A 22,532-nucleotide genomic window follows, 5' to 3' on the forward strand; every position below is an offset into this window, starting at 1 on the left:
ATCAGGCCGCGCCCAACATTTCTTTGAGCCGCTTCTCGAACTCCTCGAAGTTCTGATCGACGCGACGCTTGATGACGCCGAACCCCATAGTCGCGAGGCGACCTTGCACGTCGACCTTCGCGTCCACTGCGAATGTGGACCCCGCCCCTTCCGGCGTCACGGTCACGTCGAGAACAACCGCCAGCCTCGTCCCGGTGATCTTGTCGCGACCCGTGGCGCGCGTGCGGACGTGAGACGGCTCCGTTATCGATTCAACGATGATGTCGGCCGGGACCTCGAGCTTGAAGGGGCCGATCTTCTGTTTGACGGTCGCTTTGTAAGTTGCAAGCCGCTCGATTTCCTCGACGTTTTCGCAGCCGGGGATGCAACCCGATATGCGAGGGACGTCGAGCAGCGTGCTCCAAAGCTCCGCCGGTGTCGCTGGCACCACCATCGACATATTGAATTCCATGAATTCAGCTCCTCTTCTGCAGGGCGCGCCATACCTTTTCGGGCGTCATTGGTAGGTCGGTGATCCGAATGCCGTAGGTGGAGAACAGCGCGTTGGCGATCGCTGGCGCGACCGGAAGGATCGCCCCCTCGCCCATTCCCTTGGCGCCGCCTGGACCAGGACCGTCGCCGTTTTCGACAAGGATGGTGTCAAACACGGCAGGAACGTCGGAGATGCGCGGTATCGAATAATCGATCGGCGTCGCATTGATCGGCTGGCCATCCTCGAACTCCAGCACTTCATAAAGCGCGTGTCCGAGGCCCATGATGGCAGCCCCCTCGTCCTGCCCTTCCGCCGCGACGCGATTGATCACGCGGCCGACGTCAGCGGCGCTGGCATATCGGGGGACATGGATCTCGCCGGTGTCTTCATCGACAACGATTTCAGCGAGGCCCGCGGAAGTCTCCCAGAACAGAGGGGACTCGACCAGAGCGCCCTTGTTCGAGCGCGGCGTAATCGCACCGCGGCCGATGACCTCTCCCGAATCGACACCCAACGTGCGGTGAAAAATTTGATGGAAAGTGAGAACCTCTGATCCGGTCGAGACACCGCCCTCAACAAGCGACAGGTTCTCCCGGGGAAGCTCCCAGACGTCAGCAACCATTTCGAGGATCTGATCAGCCGCGTCGAGTGCGGCATTTTCGACGGAAAGGCCGACGACAACGGTCGATCGGCTTGCGCCTGTGCCCCAATCGTAAGGGGCCACGGAGGTATCGGTGCGCAAGACGGTTACCGCCGAGATCGGCTGCTTCAAGGTCTGCGCCGCGATCCGTCCCATGGTCGCGTGCGCCCCCTGCCCGACTTCGATGCTGGAGACCGAAACGAGGATCGACCCGTCGATCTTGAGACGTACGATCGCGTTACTGATCGGCGTATTGGCGGGATCGGTTGCGGCGACTGCCAGTCCGCGCGCCTGCCGGTTGGACGCCTTCACCTCCGATGCGAACGACTGGGTCACCCGGCCCATCAGATCGCTCATATCCATGTCGAGCGGCCGCAAATCGGGTCGGATGCGCTCACCGCGGGACGCGAGGTTCAGCAACCGAAACTCGGCCGGATCCATGCCGATTGCCGCCGCGACATTATCCATGTGCGATTCTTTGGCCCAAACAGCTTGCGGCCCCCCGATCGAGCGGAAAGCCGCACCTGGAACGGTGTTCGTGTAGACCGCACACGCCTCGAGGCGCAGATTGGGCACCACGTAAGGGCCGATGATGCGATTTGCCGATTTCGTGGCGACGGCCGAGCCCGTGTCAGAATATGCCCCGCCATCGAGCAGCAGCTTGGCGCTCTTCGCGAGGATCCGCCCCTTGGCGTCCACCGCCGTTCGGATCGTGATGTCGGCACCCAGCCTTCGGCAGGTGAGCATCGATTCGGCCATGGATTGGGCAACCCGAACCGGGCGCTGCACCTTCCACGAAGCGGCCGCAACCAACGGCTCGATCTTCACCGAGGCCTTGCCGCCAAAGCCTCCGCCGACAAACGGAACGATCACCCGGACCTTGGCCAACGGCAGTCCGTAGAGCCGCGACAGCACTTTCTGAACAGCGGTCGGCGTTTGTGCACCTGCCCAGACCGTCAGGGAGTCCCGCTGGAAATCCGCAATGACCGCATGCGGCTCCATTGCGAAGTGAGAAATCGCCGGGAAGGTGAAACGGTCTTCGTGGATGTAGGCCGCGGCCGCCTCCGCGGCGTCAACGTCTCCGACGTTATTCCGGTAAGTGTGGAATATATTGCTGTTCTGGGTCGGCCGGGCCCCGCCCTTGAAGTAAAAGTCTTCGAGGTTTTCGTGGCGCTCATGGATGAGCGGCGCATCTTCCGCAATGGCTTCCTGGATGGTCGTTGCGCGCGGAAGCTCCTCGTATTCGACATCGACCAGTTCTGCGGCATTTTCCGCGATCTCGATCGTCTCCGCGATCACTACGGCGACGGGTTCGCCCACATATCGCACACGGTCGGTCGCGATGATCGGCCGGTCTTTGAGCACAACGCCCCAGCAACCGAACGAAGCGACATCTTCGCCGATGAGCACGTCCACGACGCCGTGCATCGATCGTGCAGCGTTCGTGTCGATCGAAACGATGCGGGCATGAATGGCCGGCGAGCGAACCACAAACCCATGCAGCATTCCCGGAACCGTCAGGTCGGTCACGTACTCGGCGCGCCCCGTGACCTTCTCAATCAGGTCGGGTCGAACGGAACTCATGTTGTCAGTTGCCGACATCCGCAAATCCGATGGTATCTGGCTGCCTCCGCCGAAGATTGCAGGGCCTGCTTGGCGCCTCTCGAAGGCAATCCGCGGACGCTAAGCCATTTATCACTCGTATGCAAGTGCTACGCTTGTACACAACTAATGAGACCGTGTGCATCGGCCCCAGAACGGAGACAGGGCGCGACAAGTCGCTTGCACCCAATGTTCACCGCCGCGCGGTTTCAATCCTTCGATGTCCTAGATTTCAGCGCCCGGAAGCCGATGCGCCGGAAAAAGGGGCCCGCCATCGCCCGAAGCGCCTCGACGCGGCAGAGCGCGATAAAGCAGGACTGAGGTCGAACAAAGATGGATTCCTGAGTTCAACGAATGTAGACAATCGACCAGCGCCGAAGACTTTCGGAGCTGAACAGTCACACTTTTCTAAAAATGAGCTCAGGCAACGTACCGCGAGGGGACGAAAGTCGTGCAATCGAAAACAAAGGCGCGCTCGGCGGAGAAGCTGAAGCAAGCTGTACAGTCCTACAGGCTGGATGACGCACCGGGCTTCTTATTGCGCGTCGCGCTCCGTACTCACACGTCCATCTTTGCCGCGAAGATGATTGAAGAACTAACTGCACCCCAATTCTCAACGCTGGCGAAATTGAGAGAGGTCGGACCTTGTTCTCAAAACCACCTAGGACGGCTGATTCACTACGACTCAGCCACAATCACCGGCGTTATCAATCGTCTCAAATCACGCGGCCTGATCAAGAGCTCCAAGGATCCCTTGGATCCACGACGGCGGGAAATCGATTTGACTGAAAAGGGCAGGCGCGTAGCGGATGCCGCGATCGAGACTGTTGGTGAGATTTCAAGCGAGACATTCGCTCCCTTGACCCGGGAAGAATTTCGAACGCTTACCGAACTTCTCAAGAAAATCATACGCCGCTGAACCGGCAGTGGTCCACATTGACGATCATCGATGAGCCGAATCGTTGGCCAATCATTTCAGCCGACTGCGGTGAGACAAGATGGCCCGGCGATGGAGCCGGGCCAAGTAAAGGGAGGAAGCGAAAGATGGTGATCTCTCGCGAAACGCCGAATGCGGATTTCGATCGAAGACAGCTCAACGAACGATCTCAGCAGCAGAACTATCAGACATTCCGCACAGCATTTTGTGCTGAAGACGATGCCACTGCATAACTTTTCCGGCATCTTAATCGCACAGATCTCAGTCACATACCGACTCCGACACTGCCACGCGAAGAACACGACGGCGCGAGTGAGCGGCGAACGCGTCTTCCACAACGTTGTCTAAGGCCAAGAACTCCACGTCCTCCTCGCTAAGCCGGCCGCGCCCCCGCTCCGCACGAGGTGATGCACCTCCCTCTTACATTTGGCAGCCAGCGGCGCGGGCGACTTCCGCAACGCGTGCAGGGCAGGTCAGGTGCGATCAATGTCGCCATAGTGAAGATATTCTCTGAGTGGCTATCCTCAATTGTTTCTGCGTAGCGTGCGGATAATCTTTGTTCTGAAGCGCGCCAGGTCGAAGAAAAGTTTTGGCACTCTCTTAACCGCAACCGCTTTGCCATCGATTGCGAGATGTAGAACTCGGATCAATCTAGCGAGACCGATTTCCATAAATGCCTCCCGAACATGTACGTCATTGGCTATCGTGAGCTGGTTGTTCACTACGACGATGGACGACGCTAGATTAGGCTCCCTCTCCAGAACGAAGTCTCGGCATGCTGCCGCAAACTCCTCCTCTTGAGCGCTCAAAGGTATGCTGAAGACACTCCGAGCATCTTCCGCCATATTCCGGGTCCTTTATGCCAGCCGGCGGCGGGACAGCCGCATGCCGCCTTTCGCTTTTCGATTTCTAATGGCTCACGCGCTTCGGCGCTTTCTTCCCGCTCGGCAACACGTCCATGCAAACACCTTCATAGATTTCCGCAGCCATGCCTATCGTCTCTCCAAACGCAGGATGCGGATAAATGGTCTTGCCGATATCAATCGCATCGGCGCCCATCCCAGCTATATCTCTCCGATCATGTCGCAGCGTGCGGGCCAACGATGACGCCGCCGACAATGCAATGCGTCTCCTGGTCGAAGGTCAGCACTTCGTCATTCCACGATTGCGCATCGGCCACCTTGATCAGCGGATCGCTGTGAACGGTCATTCTCGTTGGTTCCAGCGAACTCCTTCCTTGGTAGCATTGAGTTGTCCGGCATGTTTTGCCGAAGATCCAACCCATCTGACAGAATGCGCAGCTAAAGGGGGCGCGCTATCGTCTATACCCGGCATTCTCTGCCGCACCGCGCATAGGAGCAGAGCCGATAAGAACTCTTCTGCACGGAGACGGGTGAAACGCGCCATTCTGCCGCGGCCGGATTCGCACGCATGAATTGCAGTCGCTTTCGTCGCGCAACCGGGTCGAGGCTCTCTCAACGATCCGCAGGCAGGATGCCAAGCGGCGACCGCGACCACCAGGGACCGATCGCCTCGCGGCCGCGCGCCGGACGGGCCGCATTCAGTGTTCTGCCGCGAAATTTTTCCTCCGCCGCCCTACTTTTCCGTGACGATCATGTTTCAGCGAGCTATCCTTTGAGGGGATCCTTCGCCTTATCGCCGCCCGACAGATTGGAACTGCAGTTTCAACGAGTGAATTCGATGCGCAAGTCACCCGCTTTTGAAACGGATGACGGCTTTGCCCGAATGAATTTGCCGGACCTTCGGATCAATTACGATCCGATCGATCCAGACCAGTTCGACCGACCAGTCGTCTCCTTCTGCCTCGAGACAGGTCAGGACAACGACGAGCTGCCACTTCATTCGCACAAGAAGGGGCAGTTGGTGGTCGCCTCTCATGGATCGGTCATGTGCCGTGTACCGGGCGGATTATGGATCGTTCCGCCGCAGGGTGCCGTATGGATACCCGCCGGCGTTCTGCACAGCAACTGCGTGTCAGACAACGGAAAAGTCTACGTCGTCTTCATCGATCCGCAGGCGAGTACGCTTCCAACCACCTGCTGCACATTCACGATATCGTCGCTCGTCCGCGAGTTGATACATCGATTGTCCGTATTTCCGCCCTTGTATCCGATCGAGGGACCGACAAGTCGACTTGGGCGCGTATTGCTCGACGAACTGGTGCAGATGTCCACCGAACATATGTACCTACCTATCTCCTCCGATAGTCGACTTCAGCATCTGGCCGCCTCCCTTCTCAATGATCCTGCCGATCGGAGTACGGTCGAGGAGTTGGCTGCTCGATATGCGATGAGCGAGCGCACATTCGCCCGTCTGGTATTCAAGGAAACCGGGCTGACGTTCGGGCGCTGGAGACAGCGGCTCCACATCTTGGTCGCGTTGCAGCGACTATCGGACGGATCTTCCGTCCAGGCCGTGTCACTCGATCTGGGCTATGAAACGCCTAGCGCCTTCATAACCATGTTCAAGAAGACAATGGGTAAGAGCCCCCGTCGCTTCCTCGCTGAGCGGTCCAGCTTCGCCAGCCGGGAGCCGTTCGTATAACGCGATAATCGGAGAGTCAGAGAGCTCGACCATCGAAGAGCTGCGGCCCCGGCGCGATTGTCGGGGCCGCATCGCTTCTCTCGTTTACCGCGCGTTGAACGGAACCAGCGGATACTGCAGTTCCGCCTCCGCAACGGCCCGCGGCGAGACTACACGAGGCCTTCCATTCTGCGCCTGCAGCATGGTTATGTCGCTGCCCATATTCTGGCCGGTAGCATCAAATTTGATCTTGCCGCTCGACATCAGGAACGGCGTCATGTCAGTCGTCTTGAGCGCAGCATGGATTGCTGCAGATTCCGGGGAAGCTGCGCGGGTCACCGCATCTCCGACAATCTGCACGGCTTCGAACGCGCATCCCGCGTTTCCATCGAACCAGTCGTTTGGATAGTCGGCGGCGAACCGCTTGAGAATGGCTTCGGTGTCCGGTGCCTTCGGGTTGCACCACAAGCCTGTCGCGATTCCGCCGTCGCCATATTTGCCCAGCGCGTCGTAATACGCCTTATCCTGCACGCCGTTGGAGTTCGGCGAGAAGATCATCTTGGGATTCCACCCCTGCTTGATGCATTCCCGAATGATCATGATGGCGTCATTGACGCGCGTCACCGACACAAGCGCATCGGCCCCCGACGCCTTGGCCTTCGCGACCTCAACCGAGAGGTCCTTGGCCCGCTCGTCATACGGAACGTACTGAGCGATCTTCACCGGAACGTTCTCTTCCTTCCAGGCCTGATCGATGCTTGCCGCGGTCGATTGGCCCATCGTGTTGTTGAGATGTAGAACGGCAACGCTCGTCGGCGGATCCTTCAGCGTCGACAGGACCGACTTCAAGTCGGCGAGAGACTTCCTGACGATCGTCAGCGACGTGGGGTAGTAGCGAAAGACCTGGGTGAACCCTTGCGATGTCACCTGGGTCGCGCTTGCGATATGCACCACCATCGGAACGGCTGCGGCCTCCGCGGCCTGAAGCGCCGAGATGGTTGCTCCTGAGTCCCAGGCTCCAATGAGTACCGTGCAACCTTGCCTGATGAGGCCTTCGGCGGCGATTCGCCCGTTCTCCGGTCTGCTCTGCGTATCCGCATGGATGATTTCGATGTCGATTCCGAACTTCTCTTTGGCGAACTTCGCACCAACGTTGATACCGCGCACGCAAGCCTGTCCGGGGAACGCCAACACACCGCTGCTGGGCATGATCGCGCCGACTCGCACCTTGGCGGGGGTCGCCGCCTTGACCGGCCACGATACAAGCCCGGCAGCGATGCCAACGCCGCTGCCGAGTACGGTGCGGCGCGTTATCCGGTTTCCGATGCGATCCTTCATGTGATGTCCCCTTCTGTTGACTGCAACGAATATGAGGCGGTTCGGTAGGAAACTTTATGGATAACCGTGCGCGTTGAAGCTCGAAAGCTGCTGCGAGGCGCGCCAGACACGTATGATTCGCATAAGCGGCAATGGTTCAGATCACATTCCCATCTCGGTCTTGATCAGGTTCTCTTCGGTGTCGTCGTAAAGCGTATCGATCAGCGACCGGTATCGTTCCATCAGTTGCTTTCGGCGCTTTTTTCGTGTCGGCGTCATCACGCCATTCTCCGGAGACAGCTCCTCCGGTAGTATTCGAAAGGCCTTGATTTGCTCGGCTCTCGCCAGCCGGCTGTTTGCTTTGGCAATCTCGCCTTCAATCATTCGGACGACCACCTCGGAATTCGCCAGGTCCGAATACTGCGCGATCTTGAGATCGCGCGATTTCGCCCAATCCATCGTCGCGGTCGCGTCGACTTCGATCAACGCGGTGAGATACTTCTTTCCTTCTCCAATCACCGCCGCTTCGGAGATGAACGGACTATGCCGGATCTCGTTTTCGATCTGGGTCGGGCTAATTGACTTTCCGTTGGAGGTATTGATGATTTCCTTCTTGCGATCAATCAGCTTGAAAAGCCCGGTCGGCCCGACTTCGACGATATCTCCGGTATAGAGCCAACCGTCCCGCAGAGCCGACTTGGTTTCCTCGGGCTTATTCCAGTATCCAACAAAGAGCCCCGGTCCGCGGGTGATCATTTCCCCGTCTTCAAGAACCGCTGTCTCCCACGCCGGATCCTGCAAAGGCACTCCGACAGTGCCAGCCTCGGGCCATTCTGCCATCTGGACCAGGTTGGCTCCGACCAGTTCTGTCTGGCCGTAGCACTCCTTGAGCTGAAGTCCCCACAATTGCCACAGAGACATCAGTTCGGAAGGCATCGCCGCCGAGGACGTGAAGGCAACCGTGAGCTCTTCGAATCCGACTTCGGCAAGCAATGGACGGAATATCTGTTTCCGGCAGACCTCGAAGAGCCCGGATATGAAGGGGTCTGGCTCACCACCAGCCTGACGATCATCAAGCGCCTTGCGGGCGATCTTCATCGCGAATTGATAGTCCTGCTTCTGCCTCGCAGATCCGGAATGAACCTTGCTGAGGATCTGCGTGGCAAACCGCTGAAAGAACCGCGGCGGCGCCATGAAGTAGGTCGGCCTGACTTCCTTGATCGTTTGAGCGAAATCCGCGCTCGTCTCGCCAAAATACGGAACCATTTTTGCGATCAATGGCATTGTCGTGGCTTGCGCGCGCGCGACGGTATGCGACATCGGCAGATGGACGACAACGCGATGCGTGTCGGTGCGCATGCGCGTGGTAAACGTCGTCACGCAGTGCGCGCCGGCGAGCAACGAGAGATGGGTCAGCATCGCACCTTTCGGGAAGCCTGTCGTGCCGGAGGTATACCCGATGCTCGCCAGGTCACTGGCCTTGGCCTTCGCCGCCTGCTCCCGCAAAAATGCGTCGGTGTCGACTGGAGCCGTCCCACAAAATTCCTTCAGGGAGACGACATTTGCCGCTCCGCCGGTCCCGTTCCATGCACCATCCAGCATGATGATCTTTTTCAGCTTTTCAGCCTGGCCGGATCCAAGGACGATACCGAGCTGAAGCTCGCTGCCGACGAAGGCAAAGGACGCTCCGGAATCGCTCAGATAGTAGCCGACTTCTTCCGGCGATGAGGTAAAGTAGACACCGACCATTACTGCGCCGGCGCAGATCGTCGCCATGTCCGCAAGCAGCCACTCCTGGGACACGTCCCCCATGATGGCGATGCGGTCGCCGCGCTCGAGCCCGGCTTTCTGCAGGGCGACCGCCAGGCTCGCGACCCGATCCGAATACCGCTTCCACGTCACGGCGATCCACTCGCCGTGACGCTTCTGATGATACGCGACCGTGTCCGGGCGCTCCGCTCTTCGCGCGCCCAGAAGCTGCGGAATGGTCACGTCGACGAGTTGAGCTCCCGACGTAAGGGATTCGACGTTCATCTTATCGCTCCGCGAAGCGCTTCCGCTTCTCCGCAAATGCGGCTACAGCCTCACGACGCTCTGGCGATGCGAAGGTAAGCATCTCCAGCGCGGCCGAAGTATCGAGAAGCAGGTGTGCATACTGCTTGATGATCTTGTTGACGCTGTATTTCGTCCAAATGATCGATTCCTGCGGGCCCCCCGCAAGCATCTCGGCGTATTCGATCGCAGCGTCTTTGACGTCCCGGTTCGAAATGACTTCGTTGATCATCCCCATCGACGCTGCCTTCTCTGCGGAAATGAAATCGCCCGTCATGAGATAGTGTTTCGCGCGCACAGGCCCCATCAAGAGAGGCCAGATCACCGCACCACCGTCGCCTGCAACGACGCCGGCGGTTACGTGCGTATCAGCAAATCGCGCGGTCGGGTTTGCGAAGATGACGTCGCAAAACAGGGCGAGCGTTGCGCCAAGCCCGACGGCAACGCCGTTGACCGCCGCGATGAGCGGCACCTCGACTTCGAGCATGTTGCGGATAAGGTGACGTCCGCTCCTTGTCGGCGACGGAAGTTTGCCCTTGTCGAGCGACTTCTGATCGCCGCCCGAACAGAAGCCGCGCCCCGCACCGGTCAGCACGATCGCACGGACCGACTTGTCCTTATCGAGATCCACGAAGACCTGCTCCAGTTCTTCGTGCATGTCCCAATTGATCGCGTTCAGAATTTCCGGCCGGTTCATCGTCACGACGGCAACGCCGCTGGCGCGCTTCTCGATGATCAGATACTTGTAGCCATGCTGTTGCATTGGTCTTTCCCTTTTATTTCTTTGCGAATTTACTTCTGAGGCCGCATAGCTCGAATTTGCCCGAGGATGTCTTCCGTGGGCCGCACGACGTTGTTTCTGTCGTTGAAATGGGGAATCACATAGCGCCCGACCATCTCGATCGCTTCCATGATCTTCTCGTGGTTCACCGAATCGAGATGAAGAAGCACCTCATCGATCCCCAGCGCCTGGAACTTTTCGATCTGGCGAATGACGGTGTCGGGGCTTCCGCAGACCGTCGTCGCGGAGTGGTTAAGCAGATAGTCCCAGTCCTTTGCGGCACGTTCCATCGCTGGGACGCTTTCGCTCATGTACGCATAGTCATCAGCAAGTTTCGCCAAGCGGGGATACGCGTCGGTGGAGATCCTCGCATAGTGCATCAGAGGCTCAGCGTAGTCGTCCTTCGCCTTCTGGTCCGTGGGGCCGATGCCGAAGAAGAGCGGAATGCCGATGCGAGGACGCTCAAGCGGGCCGAACTCGTCCCGTCTCCAAGCACTGCGATACGCGTTGATCAGCTTTTCCTGGATTTCCCATCCTTGGTAGATGTTGCTGCTCATCACGGCCAGCCCTTCGGAGCCGGCCCAGCTGTGACTGCGTTCGCTGGTCGCGGCAATGCCGATGACCGGATGCGGCTTCTGAACCGGCTTCGGGACGAGCATTCGCGGTGGAATCTGGTAATATTTTCCCTCGAAAGTGAAGATATCCTCGCGCATCGACTTCTTCAGAAGCGCGAGACCTTCCTCCATCTGCGCAAGCGTTTCACTTGGATCGACATTGAACGCGCGCATTGCGATGGTCGTATTGGCACGGCCGCCGTAAAACTCCATGCGGCCATGGGATAGGATATCGGTGACCGCCAATCGCTCTGCCGACCGCAAAGCATGATTGATCCTGTGCGGCATCAGGGTAACCGCGGACCGCAGCTTCACGCGCGACGTCACGGCGGCGAGGTAGCCATACACGACTTCAGGCGCTGAGCTCGAGATGCCACCGAGCGCTACGTGCTGCTCGGAAAGCGCGACGCAGTCGAACCCGACCTTTTCCGCGAGGCGCACCTCGTCCACCAATTCATGAAGTCGGCGAGCATAGCTCTGCCCGACCTGGGTTTCTTGCTCCGACCAAAACCCGAACGTAAGTGCCATCTTTTAAATCCTCTGGGAGATTCGAGATCGGCACAGCGTTTCATAGGCGGAGCAACATTTTCGTTCGAATGCTGGTCGTCGTTACATAACTTTCCAAATTTTGTGCTGTAAGCAGCCAGACTACGCTCCTGTCCCTGACCAACACTTGTTGCGGGCCGCAACGTCGTTTTCCTTCGCTGGCAGCTTCCTGTGTTGGCGGCACACATGAGGTGCAACCGGCGTCAACTTATTTACCGAACGAGGCGGCCAGAAGATCTGTTATCGCCTCAAGGCATCGCTCGCCGATTTCGACGGTCGAACCATGCGGATCGCCAATGACGCCGTTGTCCGTGATCGACTTGATCCCATTCTTCCACATGGAGTGAAGCTGCTCTTCAGATAGCACGCCTAGGTGTCCCACTTCGAACCGATCCAGCCGCACGCTATCGGGGCGGAGACACATCATGAGAGATGTCTCCGCTATATCGGCATGCCCACCGACTGCATTCGGGTCACCTCCGGCATCTTTAACGGCGCTTCGCCACCTGTCGATCCAAGCGATAGAGTCACAGAATGCGTCGATCTCAACATCTTTCGGAACCGCGCGCCTCAACCGAGGAAGAATGTCGCGCAGGACGGGAAAGTTTCCGATATGTCCGGAGAAGAGCAGAATCCGCCTGAAACCATGCAGCGCGAGACTTGTGCAGTAGTCCAGGCAGATTGCTTCAAACGTTTCCGGGCGAAGGGAGATGGTGCCGGGAAAGACAAGATGGTGAGCTGAACAGCCGACCTTGATCGTAGGGGCTATCAGGGCATTGCCAAGATGCCGCGCCACTTTCGCCGCGAGCGCGTCAGCGTGATCGGCATCCATGCAAAGCGGAAGATGCGGTCCATGCTGCTCGACAGCGCCGCATGGGATTAGGACCGTCGAACCTCCTTGCGCCAGGGCAGCCGATACCTCCTCGAAGCTCATGAACTCCAGGCGGATTTCTTCAGGAGATGCCAATGCGGTCATTCATTCCTTCTTCGAATTCTTCGATAGAAAGCGGGCACGCGCGTCCGCTGAACTATTCTCGGTCAGATAAGCGTTGAGATCTTCAATCGTCATCACCTCGAGCGAGGCGTCATCCATTTGTCCTGTCAAGTTCAACGAGCGCTTGATCGCGGCAAACAGCTTTTTCTCCTTTCCGCGAAGATGCTTGCATACCTCCACGGCACGGCCCATCACTTTCGCGGTGGTTGTGATCTCGTTGATCGCGCCAATTTCGAGCGCTTTCTGCGCGTCGACTAACTCGCCCCAATAGAGCAATGCTTGTGCTTCACGAAGCCCCAGCTTCTGGACTGCTTGCCGCATTCCTTTGGCTGCGGGCAAGAGGCCGTGGTTGATTTCCGGAAACCCGATCTTGCACTCGCGATTTGCGACGACGTAGTCGGCATGAAGAAGAAATTCGAGCGCCCCTCCGACCGCATACCCTCGCACGGCACATACGACCGGGCCTGGATATCTCTCCATCTCGCAAAGAAGCGCATGGAAGACCCTCATGCGGGGTCTAGATATTTCGAGGCCGGCCACTTCCTTTATGTCGCCGCCCGCACTGAAGAAGCGATCACCTTGACCCGTCAATACAATGCCTGGCGGCGACACTTGAGTAGACAATGCACGAATAGTGTTCAGCAAGCGATCGATTAGTCCGTTATTCACGGCATTTGCTGGTGGCCTATTCATGGTCAGCGTGACTATGTCGAGGTCGCGCTCGATTATGAGGTCGTCATCGTTTTCCATAGGGAAAGCTTAAGCGACATGCCTCCGAATTGATTGCTGTACACCGTTTCCGTGTCAGCGCATATCGACACAAACAGTCGCCGGAGCGCCGTATCGCGGCATTTTATGCTCCGGCTTCCCAGCGCTTCCGCCGACCTGCAAAGCCGGTTAGCCATGAAGGACAGAGCCGGTCTCGTTGAGCGGCCTGACACCCGGAGGGCGAAGCGCTCACTACATTCCGAGATATGCGCGCTGAATCTCGGAATTGTTCAGCAGTTCGTGGCTCGATCCGTGGAGTACGATAGAGCCGTTTTCCAAGACATAGCCGCGATTGCTCAACGCGAGAGATTTCGCGACGTTTTGTTCGACCAACAACACCGTTATCCCTTGCTCGTGCAAGGACTTCACTACTCCAAACATCACGTCCGTCAAAGCGGGCGACAGCCCAATAGACGGCTCGTCGAACATGACTACTTCCGGCTTCGACATGATTGCGCGTCCAATAGCCAACATCTGCTGTTCGCCGCCGGATAACGTCCCGGCAAATTGTCGCCTACGCTCTCGAAGCCTCTCGAACAATTGATAGACGAACTCGAGCGTTTCGAGGTGGTTGGCCTTCGCGCGCTTAAGCGATCCGCCCAGGAGCAGATTTTCTTCGACGGAAAGGCTTCCAAAAATCTGTCGACCTTCGGCGACCTGCGCAATGCCGAGTTCGCAGATGTCCCACGGCGGCATCCCGGTAATATCAACGCCCTTCATCTTCACGACACCACTCGAAGACGGAACGATGCCTGAGATTGATCTGATCAGCGAAGTCTTTCCCGCACCATTCGCACCCACGACACAGATCAACTCGCCCTTGTGGATCTGCAAGGAGACGCCGTTCAAGGCATTCGATCCGTCGTATGCGACACAAAGCCCGTCGATCGATAAAAGCGCCTCGTCAAGCATGGAAGCCCGTCCCCAGATAGCTTTCAAGGACCCTCGGATCCGCGACCACCTCTCTAGGACTTCCTTCCGCGATTTTGGCGCCATGATGAAGTACTACTACGCTCGACGCGATTTCCATCACGATCCGCATAACGTGCTCGACGAGCAGGATCGTTAGTCCACTGTCGGCAAGTTTCTGCAGCACGCGGACCACTCCCGCAGCTTCGGTGGGTCGGAGGCCCGCCATTACCTCGTCCAGCAGCAGTAGTTTGGGTCGCGTCGATAGCGCTTTGGCCATCTCCAGCATTTTCCGGTCCGGCAGCGTCAGCTGGTCCGTCCTCGCATCCGCTTTGCCGGCGAGTCCAACGCTTTCGAGAGAATCGTATGCCTTCGATCTCGCCTCGTTTACGTTCTTGGTCCAGCTGAAGGCTCCGACCATTGCGTTCTCGAGTACTGACATATCCCGCATCGGTCGCACGATTTGGAATGTTCGCGCGATACCTATCCTGCAGACTATTTCAGGCGGTGTATTCTCGATCGAACGCCCCTCGAAGAACACCTGCCCACTGGTCGGCCTCATGGCGCCGGCAACGAGATTGAAACATGTCGTCTTTCCTGCCCCGTTCGGCCCGATCAGCGCGGTGATACTTCGGGCTTCCAGTGCGAAGCTCACGTCGTTCACCGCGACCAGTCCCCCGAACGATCGGGAGAGGTTCTTTACCTCGAGCAGACTTGTCATTTTTCGGCCCTCCTCGGTTGCGGGAGCCACACTCGGGACGGCACCTGGATTGCCTTGCAGAGCCGGACGATCGCCGGCCAAATGCCGTCGGGTAGGAACCAGATCACCAAAATCAGAACGATACCGTACGTAATATTGTTCAGCCCCGGGATCCGAAGACTGTCGCCGAGGGCGCTCATCAAATGGTTCAGAGGAATAGCCGTGAGCGATCCGACCAGCGGACCGAACGTCGTGCCTAACTCGCCGACCACGGGCCCTATCAGGACGTCAACGGAGAGCCCCATGCCCATAATCGAATCTGGAAATATCGATCCTTGCACGAGTGCTAGAATTCCACCACCCACCGCCGCCGTCGCCGCCGATATCGAGATCACGAGGATTTTGTGCCGGAATGTGCGGACGCCGAGCGCGCGTGCAGCCCCGTCATCATCCCTCATTGCGCGCCAGACATATCCGAAATACGATCGCGAGATAAGTTCAGTTCCCACGATCCCCAGTGCCGCCAGAGCAAGAGCGATAAAGTAGTAGAAACGCGCATCCCCTCGAAGCATCGAGATTTCGATTGCGCCGGTTGGCGCAGGAAAGAACAGCCCCTGCATTGCGCCAACAAACTCCCAGCCACTGAACATAATCCTGGCGAACTCCGCGGCAGCAACCGTCAGCAGCGCGAAATAGATACCGCGCACTTCGAACCGGAAACTCAACCACGCCAGCACCGCGCCGACGGATCCGGCAATGAACATTCCGACCAGAAGGCCTATCCACGGAGAAATGCCGTACTTTACATCGAGGACGCCCACTGAATAAGCTCCTAGGCCGACAAATAGGGCGTGACCGATCGATAGTTGCCCACCGATCCCGAGCATCAAATTCCAAGATTGCCCCAAGAAAGTGAAGAGCAATACAATCGTCATCAACGAGATGACGTACGGGCTTGCCAGAGCACCGACTAAAGCGAGGACAACGAAGAGCATTGCTCCAGCGAGCCACGGCCCCATTTCAGTCGCACCATCAAATCTCTTTTGCACCAAAAAGCCCTCTCGGACGGAAAATCAGGATGATGATCAGGAGCGCATAAGGAAGCGCCGTCTTCATCGACGGAGCGAACATCAACGCCGCGATTGCCTCGGCGACGCCGATCACCAATCCACCCAAGAGTGCTCCACTGAAGCTGCCGAGGCCGCCGACGATAACCGTCACGAAAGCCAGCAGAGTAAAGTCGACAGCTAGATATGGTTGGGCGTCGAACAAAGGAGATATCAATGCGCCGGCTACGCCCGCGCAGGCCGCTCCGACACCAAAGGTCACCGCATAGACCCGAGGAATGTTTAACCCCACGATCAGGCCGCCCAACCGATTGTCTGCGGACGCTCGCAAAGACCGACCGAACGATGAAAACTTCAGATACGCTCCTAACAAGGCAATGAGCAGACCGGCAGTCGCCGCCGCTTGAAGTCTCGCCAGGTCCAATGTCACGAAACCGAGCGATACGGTTTGAAACGACAGCTGAGAAGGAGTCGGGCGCGGATCCGGTCCGAACGCCACCAGCAGCGCGCCGCTGAAGAGCAGCGACAGACCGATGAAAACAATGAACTGATAGTGATGGGGCCGGTTGACGAACCGCTTTACGATCAGGGTTTCCAAAAAGTATCCGAAGACGAACATAACGACCGCCGCGATTGCCGCCGCGACAATGATTGGAACGTCCCAAAGGCGGACCGCCCAATAGCCGATGTAGACGCCGAAGACGACCATCTCCCCGTGCGCGAAGTTGACGACCCGCATGACACCAAAAATGATCGTCAAGCCGAGCGCCACGAGGCCGTAGACGAGACCGAGCAGAATGCCACTCGCGAGAACATTGAGCCAAAGCGACAACATTAGCGGACACTGAATGGTACGAGTGTAGACCGCGGCTTGAATACGGCGATGCTCAAACCCCCGACGACTTGCGGCTGGCTTTCCTTCGCTTGAATCGAACCTACTCTGGCGTTGTTGCTGCGGCCGCCTTCGTCGACGTTTATCGTCCCCCCGTACATCAGAATTGGCTCCATGTTGGTCGACTTGATGGATGATCTCCCGCGGATAACCGCGTTCGCGACGATCTGCAAAGCTTCGAACGCAGATCCCGGGCTCGGGCCCGACATAAGAAGGGTACTCGCCGGCGGTCGCTTAGCGCTTAGGTACAGTGAATTCGCCATTCACATAGACAAGAGGTTCGAGATCAGCGTTTGTCGCCTGTGCAACTACCTCGCCGATGAAGATCGTATGACTTCCAGCGTCGTACGAATCTGAAACCCGGCAATCAAAGCTACAAATTGCCTGGATGAGACTTGGCGCTCCCGTAGCGAGTTCGCGCCACACACCTTCGCTGAAACGTATATCGCCTTTGCTCCCGTCCTGCCCCGCGAATTTCTGCGCCAGCGCAACGTGATCTGCCGCGAGGATATTCCAACAGAATGATCTGCTCTGCTTTATCGTATCGTGGGCGCCAGCCGATTTATTGACGCAGACGAGCACGCTCGATGGCTCGGTCGACAACGAACAGCCCGCTGTCAGCGTCAAGCCGTGCCTGCCCGGCTGCGTACCCGTAGTTACGATAGACACGGCGCCCGGCACGTTGCGCATTGCGCTGCGGAATTCTGTGCTGCTGAACACCGGGGTTTCTTGACTAGGCATAGGCGTCACTCGGAAGTTCATGGTGATAAATTGCCCCGACACATAGAACTGAAGTCATTCAGAGGGTTGATCTGCCGCCCTACTCGCCACTTGAATGAGCTGGATCGTATTATGTTGCGGGTCCCTGAGATGGGCCACCCGGCCATGCGCTCCCATGTCCCGGACTTCACCAAGCACCTCAGCCCCCTCCGCCCGCGCGCGTTCGACAGCCATTTCCAAATCATCCACCTCGAATACGAGGACCGCATTGTGAGACTGCTCGGATACGGATTCAGCCGGGCTTGCGATGCAAAAGGCAGCTTTCTCTCCTACGAATTGGATCCACTTGCCACGATCAGCGAAGCGGATCGTCAATCCGAGAGCCTCGTAGAACTTGGCTAACCCTTCGGGTTCGACGGCAGTAAGATAGACTTGCTTAAGCTTCACTTTCTCACTCCCGATTCCGAGCGGGCCGTCGATCTGCGATCTCTGAAAACTTCAATTGTCCTGCAATTGTGCCGCCGCTTTCTCAGCATTAATGCTCAAACAGTTTGTCGCCCACCTAGCTGATCAGCATTTTATGCTGCAGCACACAGACTTTAGCATCATTACGCACCGGCGCGCGCGGCGAGCGGAGGCGATTTATCTCTGCTGGGTTTCGACCTGTTTGGATCGCAAATGCGCTTGCCATACTTGATGTCATCGCATCGCCGGCCATCTCGATGCTGTTCCCTGGACACTTATCGATGCTTTCTGCTCTTGGACTGAGCAAATCGTCATTGCTTTGTGCAGTACGCGCCTATTTTTTCGACTTCTCACGCACCAACGCGAACAAAGCGGAACATGCCAGCGACCCCAACCACATCCTGTCGAACCAGAACGTCGTGCAACTTCATACGCTGAAAGCCGGAGTGCTTCGGTCGCTTCCTTGGTCTCGACCTTCGCCTGGATCCGCGGAAAGCAAAGCGCGAATTTCTCGTAGCTCCTGCAGGATGAAATTCAGGACCGCGCGCGTACGTGGCGCAAGATGCCGGCGCGAGGAGTAGACCAGGCTGAACGGAATGTTCGGAGACGGGAAGTTGTTCAGCACACGGACGAGCTGGCCGCTGCGCAAATCGTCGAACACGTCGACCAGCGCGAGATGGGCGATCCCGTATCCGCTTCGTGCAGCCAGATGCACGGCGCTCGCGTCATTGGCGAGAAATCCGCCCGACACGCGAAATTGCTGGGCACTCTCATTGGTCACGAACGTCCACATGTCGGAGTTCTGGTTGCTGGCGTGGACGATGCAGGTGTGCTGTGCAAGTTCCGCGGGCAAGGAAGGCTCGCCGTGCTTTTCGATATAGCTGGGCGCGGCCACGGCAACGCGTGAAAATGTGCCGGCGTGACGAACAATCAATGACGCATCTGATATCTCGCCAACACGCATCCCAAGATCGAGACGATCTTCGATCATGTCGCCGATTCGATCGCTCACCACCAATTCGACCTTCAACCCCGGGTGATCCGCCAGTAACTCGGGCAGACGTTGCGCCAGAAAGCGACCAGCGGTACCCGTCACGCCAACCCGGACCAATCCGATGGGAGAGGTACTCTGTCGTCCCACAGCCGTCAGCATATCCTCGACGCCGTCCAATATCGGTCGTGCAAGGACGACAAGCATCTGCCCGTCATCGGTGAGGCTGATCTTTCGCGTAGTGCGATGGAATAAGCGAACGCCAAAACGCTCTTCGAGCTGCGAAATCTGGCGGGCGACGGCGGCCTGGCTTACGTCGCGCTCGCGCGCCACGGCCGAGAACGAAAGAACTTCCGCTACGCGCACGAAAATGCCGAGGCTACCGAGAAGGTCCATCGCTCGTATACCTGTTCTAAGGCCCCGATACCTTCAGACGCGCTTTCTCCAGCCCTTCCTCAAGAGAGAACAGTTTTCCACTGAGCTCACTTTGCAATTGAAGATTCGAATTGACCATTCGGGAAATGAGAACGCGCATTTGCATCTTGCCTCAATAGATGGCGCTATTCCCTACACTTCCGCAGCGGCGAAAGGACTAAGTTACCTTGCCAAATCATCTCCAAATATCGACAATTGCGGACATGACCGTGCAGTTGGGTTTTTCTGACTTCGATCCGGACGATTGTCCCGTCGCGGCCACTGCCGTTCGAATGGACGTCTTAGATAACGAGAACGAGACGCCGATCCACAGTCACAGAAAAGGTCAGCTCGTTTTGGCACTCCGTGGTGGAATCACCTGCGACGTTCCAGGCACTCGCTGGATAGTACCTCCGCAGTCCGGCGTGTGGATCCCGGGCGGCCTTGAGCACAGCAACAAGGCAACAGCAAACGCGATGATTTGCCTTCTGTTCGTCGAGCCGGATTCAGCGGCCCTTCCGGAAAGATGCTGCACATTGTCGATCAGCCCGATGGTCCGCGAGATGATTCTCCGGCTCGCGGTCATGCCGCGACATTATGATCCTGACAGTCATTGTGGTCGGCTTGCCAGAGTTCTGCTTGATGAATTGACCGTCCAGCCGGTCGAGGATCTTTCGCTGCCCATTTCCGGTAACCCAAAACTTCAGCTCATAGCCGACGCTCTGACCAGAACTCCAGCCGATAGATCTTCATTGGCTGGCTGGGCCGATCGTGTAGCGATGAGCGAACGATCGCTTTCTCGGCTGGTCGAGCGGGAGACAGGTCTGACCTTCGGACGCTGGCGACAGCAAATACACCTAATGGTCGCGTTGCGGGAACTCTCCGGTGGCGCGATGGTCCATCAGGTTGCAGCCACGTTGGGCTACGGCTCTACCACTGCATTCATTACGATGTTCAAGAAGGCTCTGGGGAAATCTCCTGCCAAATACTTTCAAGAACGCTCCGAGCAGGCGTCAGTGGCAGATTAAGACGATTGCTTTTTATTTCTTCTATCGGTCGCAGGATCCGCCTTTTGTGTTCGGACTCTAGCCGTTCGGTCGCAGGCGTTTGAGCACGCACACTTGTTTTCGAGTGGACGGCACCCCGCCACGGGTTGCCTCATCCCTGCACGGCCAGCCCTGAGAAATTGACGGTTTTTCGATATAAGTCGTCATTTTGTCGAAATTTCGCAGTCGCAACTGCGGTTAGCATCTCTGTCATCGAGATGTCACCACGCGAGATAACGCGCGGGGCCGGGCCTCGATAAAGCTACCGCTTGCCCTGGGAGAAGACGATATGACAACCACGGCTCTCGACAGGATCGACATAAAGATTCTGAATGAACTGCAGCAGAACGCCGACTTAACCAACGTCGAGCTTGCTTCCCGCGTCAATCTTTCACCGTCGCCCTGCCTCGCCCGAGTTCGTACGCTTGAAAAGCTCGGGGTGATAGATCGACGAATTGCCGTACTGGATCCAGCGGTCCTCGGCATCTGCGTTACCGCCTTCATCCAAGTCAAGCTTGAAAAGCAAGTCCAGCTATCACTTGAGAACTTCACGCGCACAATTGATCGCTTGAGCCAGGTGATGGAGTGTTACCTGATGACGGGAGACAGCGACTATCTTCTCCGCGTGATGGTGTCCGACATCGAGGCTCTTGAAGACCTCATCGTCAACAAGCTCTCGCGCATACCGGGTGTTTCGAGCATTCGTTCAAACTTGGCTTTGAAGCGGATTTCTCACAAAACGGTACTTCCTATCGACTCAAACCAGCCAGTTCAGATCAAGTCATGCAACCTGGCTTCCAAGCGCATCGAGAGGCCGGCTAAGCCACAATACGACGCAGCCCCTCAGACGAGGATCGACGCCGGCATGAGCATCGAGACTTCGCGCACACTTGATCATAATGCAGCCAGCTTTTAGCGACATCGTCAATCCATCGCTTCAAAGGTCTGTCCGGATTCGGGATCGAGATCGTTCGAAACGAAGAACTTTGATTTCAATCCTCAGGGGAAGTGATCTTAAAAGACGGCTGGTCGCCTCATCGGAAATCTTTGACGCTGCTCGATCGACCGAGCAACCTAGTGACGGGGTGCGATCGGGAACATTCCTCGTTCGTGCGATTGGCTGGCGGCCGTCGTTGAAGATATATCGATGCCGGAAAGAGCGCTCGATCTCGTGCTTCGCGCTCGGCACCGGATCTCTCGCTGCTGCAGGATCTAGTTGAACTACGGTTCCGCCGCCCCTTCGCCCCGCTTGTTGACGCGATCGGAAAAATACCGCGCCGGCGATTTGCCGAGCGCCTTCTTGAACATTGTTATAAATGCGCTAACGGAATCGTAGCCGAGAACTTCAGATACCGATTGCACAGACTCTCCCGCGGATAACCGCTGAAGAGCGATTATGATGTGGAGTTGTTGACGCCAGCGACTGAACGTCATGCCGGTCTCGGCGACGACGAGGCGCATGAGCGTCCGTTCGCCGAGCGCAATGGCCTCGCCCCATTCTGCTACGGTGCGGCGATCCGCAGGATTTTCCATCAAGGCATCGGCGATCGCGCGTAGTTTTGAGTGGCGCGTAACTGGAAGATGCAATTGCTCGGTCGGCATCTCGATAAGCTCGTTCAGCAGAACCGCGGCGATATGAGCCGTTGGTCCTTCCGGATTATAGAGGGGCGGCAGCGTCGCCAAGCGATGGATTAGTTCGTGCAGAAGAGGGGTGATCGACAGCGTGCAGCACTCCTTCGGAACGGATGCCGCATTCATGTCTACGTATAGGAAATAGATGCTGGCGTTGGCGGTCGCTCGATTGCTGTGCGGCATGCCGCCGGGGATCCAGACGCCGCATCGCGGAGGCACCATCCAAAGTCCACTGGGGGCCTCGCACGTCACGCCACCGCGGTGCGCCAAAACCAACTGTCCTTTCCGATGTGTGTGGATCGGAACTTCGTCTTCCTTCTCCTGAGTATCGACCATGAGCGCAGCGACCGGACGGTCCAGCGCGTCCGGATCCAATTCACGGTAGTATTGGAGGAGAGAGCCACGCATTGTCATAACTTAGCAATTATT

General features: G+C 57.5%; 22 protein-coding genes. 4 read left to right on the forward strand and 18 right to left on the reverse strand.

The window, feature by feature from the left end; genetic code table 11:
- Nucleotide 1: 1 nt before the first annotated feature.
- Complete coding sequence (locus ACZIRK_RS23620; RefSeq protein ID WP_028161649.1) at nucleotides 2–451, reverse strand: CoxG family protein; 450 nt, start codon at nucleotides 449–451, stop codon at nucleotides 2–4.
- A gap of 4 nt (nucleotides 452–455) precedes the next feature.
- Nucleotides 456–2,714: a xanthine dehydrogenase family protein molybdopterin-binding subunit gene (locus ACZIRK_RS23625; RefSeq protein ID WP_130223020.1), complete on the reverse strand. Its 2,259-nt coding sequence runs from the start codon at nucleotides 2,712–2,714 to the stop codon at nucleotides 456–458.
- 451 nt (nucleotides 2,715–3,165) lie between these two features.
- Here ACZIRK_RS23625 and ACZIRK_RS23630 point away from each other — a divergent pair, with 451 nt between their 5' ends.
- Nucleotides 3,166–3,633 (forward strand): MarR family winged helix-turn-helix transcriptional regulator, encoded by a 468-nt coding sequence (locus ACZIRK_RS23630; RefSeq protein ID WP_130223022.1) that lies wholly within the window; start codon nucleotides 3,166–3,168, stop codon nucleotides 3,631–3,633.
- Nucleotides 3,634–4,560: 927 nt separating this feature from the next.
- Here ACZIRK_RS23630 and ACZIRK_RS23635 read toward each other — a convergent pair.
- Both ACZIRK_RS23635 and ACZIRK_RS23640 read right to left on the reverse strand, forming a co-directional pair.
- Nucleotides 4,561–4,710, reverse strand: a complete 150-nt coding sequence (locus tag ACZIRK_RS23635) for a hypothetical protein (protein WP_245474508.1) — start codon at nucleotides 4,708–4,710, stop codon at nucleotides 4,561–4,563.
- A 19-nt stretch (nucleotides 4,711–4,729) separates the two neighbouring features.
- Nucleotides 4,730–4,861 carry a hypothetical protein gene (locus ACZIRK_RS23640; protein WP_283813235.1) on the reverse strand — a complete coding sequence of 44 codons (132 nt, stop codon included), beginning with the start codon at nucleotides 4,859–4,861 and terminating at the stop codon, nucleotides 4,730–4,732.
- A 284-nt stretch (nucleotides 4,862–5,145) separates the two neighbouring features.
- Between ACZIRK_RS23640 and ACZIRK_RS23645 the strand changes: the two genes are divergently transcribed.
- Nucleotides 5,146–6,216, forward strand: coding sequence for an AraC family transcriptional regulator (locus ACZIRK_RS23645; RefSeq protein WP_245287145.1), 1,071 nt, complete (start codon nucleotides 5,146–5,148; stop codon nucleotides 6,214–6,216).
- Between the two features lie 84 nt (nucleotides 6,217–6,300).
- Here the strand turns inward: ACZIRK_RS23645 and ACZIRK_RS23650 are convergent, their stop codons facing one another.
- The 13 genes from ACZIRK_RS23650 to ACZIRK_RS23710 form a co-directional block, all read right to left on the reverse strand.
- Entirely contained in the window at nucleotides 6,301–7,533 is a 1,233-nt protein-coding gene (locus tag ACZIRK_RS23650; protein ID WP_130223024.1) for an ABC transporter substrate-binding protein, read from the reverse strand.
- A gap of 141 nt (nucleotides 7,534–7,674) precedes the next feature.
- Nucleotides 7,675–9,546 (reverse strand): AMP-dependent synthetase/ligase, encoded by a 1,872-nt coding sequence (locus ACZIRK_RS23655; RefSeq protein WP_130223025.1) that lies wholly within the window; start codon nucleotides 9,544–9,546, stop codon nucleotides 7,675–7,677.
- A 1-nt stretch (nucleotide 9,547) separates the two neighbouring features.
- Nucleotides 9,548–10,327: an enoyl-CoA hydratase/isomerase family protein gene (locus tag ACZIRK_RS23660; RefSeq protein WP_028161642.1), complete on the reverse strand. Its 780-nt coding sequence runs from the start codon at nucleotides 10,325–10,327 to the stop codon at nucleotides 9,548–9,550.
- 29 nt (nucleotides 10,328–10,356) lie between these two features.
- On the reverse strand, nucleotides 10,357–11,487 hold the full coding sequence (locus tag ACZIRK_RS23665; protein ID WP_130223027.1) for an LLM class flavin-dependent oxidoreductase: 1,131 nt from the start codon (nucleotides 11,485–11,487) through the stop codon (nucleotides 10,357–10,359).
- A 226-nt stretch (nucleotides 11,488–11,713) separates the two neighbouring features.
- On the reverse strand, nucleotides 11,714–12,481 hold the full coding sequence (locus tag ACZIRK_RS23670) for a creatininase family protein (protein ID WP_130223029.1): 768 nt from the start codon (nucleotides 12,479–12,481) through the stop codon (nucleotides 11,714–11,716).
- The gene (locus ACZIRK_RS23675; protein ID WP_130223031.1) at nucleotides 12,482–13,249 is read right to left on the reverse strand and encodes an enoyl-CoA hydratase/isomerase family protein; all 768 of its coding nucleotides are present in this window, start codon (nucleotides 13,247–13,249) and stop codon (nucleotides 12,482–12,484) included.
- 210 nt (nucleotides 13,250–13,459) lie between these two features.
- Nucleotides 13,460–14,179: an ABC transporter ATP-binding protein gene (locus ACZIRK_RS23680; protein ID WP_130223033.1), complete on the reverse strand. Its 720-nt coding sequence runs from the start codon at nucleotides 14,177–14,179 to the stop codon at nucleotides 13,460–13,462.
- Nucleotides 14,172–14,897, reverse strand: a complete 726-nt coding sequence (locus ACZIRK_RS23685) for an ABC transporter ATP-binding protein (RefSeq protein WP_130223035.1) — start codon at nucleotides 14,895–14,897, stop codon at nucleotides 14,172–14,174. The genes ACZIRK_RS23680 and ACZIRK_RS23685 overlap by 8 nt, the downstream gene beginning before the upstream one ends.
- Entirely contained in the window at nucleotides 14,894–15,925 is a 1,032-nt protein-coding gene (locus ACZIRK_RS23690; RefSeq protein ID WP_463328183.1) for a branched-chain amino acid ABC transporter permease, read from the reverse strand. Before ACZIRK_RS23690 ends, ACZIRK_RS23685 begins: the two co-directional genes overlap by 4 nt.
- Entirely contained in the window at nucleotides 15,909–16,778 is an 870-nt protein-coding gene (locus ACZIRK_RS23695; protein ID WP_028161635.1) for a branched-chain amino acid ABC transporter permease, read from the reverse strand. Before ACZIRK_RS23695 ends, ACZIRK_RS23690 begins: the two co-directional genes overlap by 17 nt.
- 291 nt (nucleotides 16,779–17,069) lie before the next feature.
- Complete coding sequence (locus ACZIRK_RS23700; protein ID WP_130223075.1) at nucleotides 17,070–17,555, reverse strand: flavin reductase family protein; 486 nt, start codon at nucleotides 17,553–17,555, stop codon at nucleotides 17,070–17,072.
- A gap of 75 nt (nucleotides 17,556–17,630) precedes the next feature.
- Nucleotides 17,631–18,002 carry a VOC family protein gene (locus ACZIRK_RS23705; protein WP_130223037.1) on the reverse strand — a complete coding sequence of 124 codons (372 nt, stop codon included), beginning with the start codon at nucleotides 18,000–18,002 and terminating at the stop codon, nucleotides 17,631–17,633.
- Nucleotides 18,003–18,447: 445 nt separating this feature from the next.
- The gene (locus ACZIRK_RS23710; RefSeq protein WP_463328184.1) at nucleotides 18,448–19,407 is read right to left on the reverse strand and encodes a LysR family transcriptional regulator; all 960 of its coding nucleotides are present in this window, start codon (nucleotides 19,405–19,407) and stop codon (nucleotides 18,448–18,450) included.
- Nucleotides 19,408–19,649: 242 nt separating this feature from the next.
- Between ACZIRK_RS23710 and ACZIRK_RS23715 the strand changes: the two genes are divergently transcribed.
- Both ACZIRK_RS23715 and ACZIRK_RS23720 read left to right on the forward strand, forming a co-directional pair.
- Nucleotides 19,650–20,453, forward strand: a complete 804-nt coding sequence (locus ACZIRK_RS23715) for an AraC family transcriptional regulator (RefSeq protein ID WP_463328185.1) — start codon at nucleotides 19,650–19,652, stop codon at nucleotides 20,451–20,453.
- 307 nt (nucleotides 20,454–20,760) lie between these two features.
- Nucleotides 20,761–21,387, forward strand: coding sequence for an Lrp/AsnC family transcriptional regulator (locus ACZIRK_RS23720; protein ID WP_130223043.1), 627 nt, complete (start codon nucleotides 20,761–20,763; stop codon nucleotides 21,385–21,387).
- Between the two features lie 305 nt (nucleotides 21,388–21,692).
- Here the strand turns inward: ACZIRK_RS23720 and ACZIRK_RS23725 are convergent, their stop codons facing one another.
- A complete protein-coding gene (locus ACZIRK_RS23725; protein ID WP_463328186.1) occupies nucleotides 21,693–22,511 on the reverse strand; it encodes an AraC family transcriptional regulator in 819 nt (272 codons plus the stop codon).
- Nucleotides 22,512–22,532 lie beyond the last annotated feature (21 nt).

The sequence above is a fragment of the Bradyrhizobium sp. Leo114 genome, assembly GCF_055229415.2.

What these genes read in the sequence shown, in the direction of transcription:
- ACZIRK_RS23620 (WP_028161649.1), bottom strand. Translation starts at nt 451, where the DNA reads ATGGAATTCAATATGTCGATGGTGGTGCCAGCGACACCGGCGGAGCTT.
- ACZIRK_RS23625 (WP_130223020.1), bottom strand. Translation starts at nt 2,714, where the DNA reads ATGTCGGCAACTGACAACATGAGTTCCGTTCGACCCGACCTGATTGAG.
- ACZIRK_RS23635 (WP_245474508.1), bottom strand. Translation starts at nt 4,710, where the DNA reads ATGGGCGCCGATGCGATTGATATCGGCAAGACCATTTATCCGCATCCT.
- ACZIRK_RS23640 (WP_283813235.1), bottom strand. Translation starts at nt 4,861, where the DNA reads ATGACCGTTCACAGCGATCCGCTGATCAAGGTGGCCGATGCGCAATCG.
- ACZIRK_RS23645 (WP_245287145.1), top strand. Translation starts at nt 5,146, where the DNA reads ATGCCAAGCGGCGACCGCGACCACCAGGGACCGATCGCCTCGCGGCCG.
- ACZIRK_RS23650 (WP_130223024.1), bottom strand. Translation starts at nt 7,533, where the DNA reads ATGAAGGATCGCATCGGAAACCGGATAACGCGCCGCACCGTACTCGGC.
- ACZIRK_RS23655 (WP_130223025.1), bottom strand. Translation starts at nt 9,546, where the DNA reads ATGAACGTCGAATCCCTTACGTCGGGAGCTCAACTCGTCGACGTGACC.
- ACZIRK_RS23660 (WP_028161642.1), bottom strand. Translation starts at nt 10,327, where the DNA reads ATGCAACAGCATGGCTACAAGTATCTGATCATCGAGAAGCGCGCCAGC.
- ACZIRK_RS23665 (WP_130223027.1), bottom strand. Translation starts at nt 11,487, where the DNA reads ATGGCACTTACGTTCGGGTTTTGGTCGGAGCAAGAAACCCAGGTCGGG.
- ACZIRK_RS23670 (WP_130223029.1), bottom strand. Translation starts at nt 12,481, where the DNA reads ATGACCGCATTGGCATCTCCTGAAGAAATCCGCCTGGAGTTCATGAGC.
- ACZIRK_RS23675 (WP_130223031.1), bottom strand. Translation starts at nt 13,249, where the DNA reads ATGGAAAACGATGACGACCTCATAATCGAGCGCGACCTCGACATAGTC.
- ACZIRK_RS23680 (WP_130223033.1), bottom strand. Translation starts at nt 14,179, where the DNA reads ATGCTTGACGAGGCGCTTTTATCGATCGACGGGCTTTGTGTCGCATAC.
- ACZIRK_RS23685 (WP_130223035.1), bottom strand. Translation starts at nt 14,897, where the DNA reads ATGACAAGTCTGCTCGAGGTAAAGAACCTCTCCCGATCGTTCGGGGGA.
- ACZIRK_RS23695 (WP_028161635.1), bottom strand. Translation starts at nt 16,778, where the DNA reads ATGTTGTCGCTTTGGCTCAATGTTCTCGCGAGTGGCATTCTGCTCGGT.
- ACZIRK_RS23710 (WP_463328184.1), bottom strand. Translation starts at nt 19,407, where the DNA reads ATGGACCTTCTCGGTAGCCTCGGCATTTTCGTGCGCGTAGCGGAAGTT.
- ACZIRK_RS23715 (WP_463328185.1), top strand. Translation starts at nt 19,650, where the DNA reads ATGACCGTGCAGTTGGGTTTTTCTGACTTCGATCCGGACGATTGTCCC.
- ACZIRK_RS23720 (WP_130223043.1), top strand. Translation starts at nt 20,761, where the DNA reads ATGACAACCACGGCTCTCGACAGGATCGACATAAAGATTCTGAATGAA.
- ACZIRK_RS23725 (WP_463328186.1), bottom strand. Translation starts at nt 22,511, where the DNA reads ATGCGTGGCTCTCTCCTCCAATACTACCGTGAATTGGATCCGGACGCG.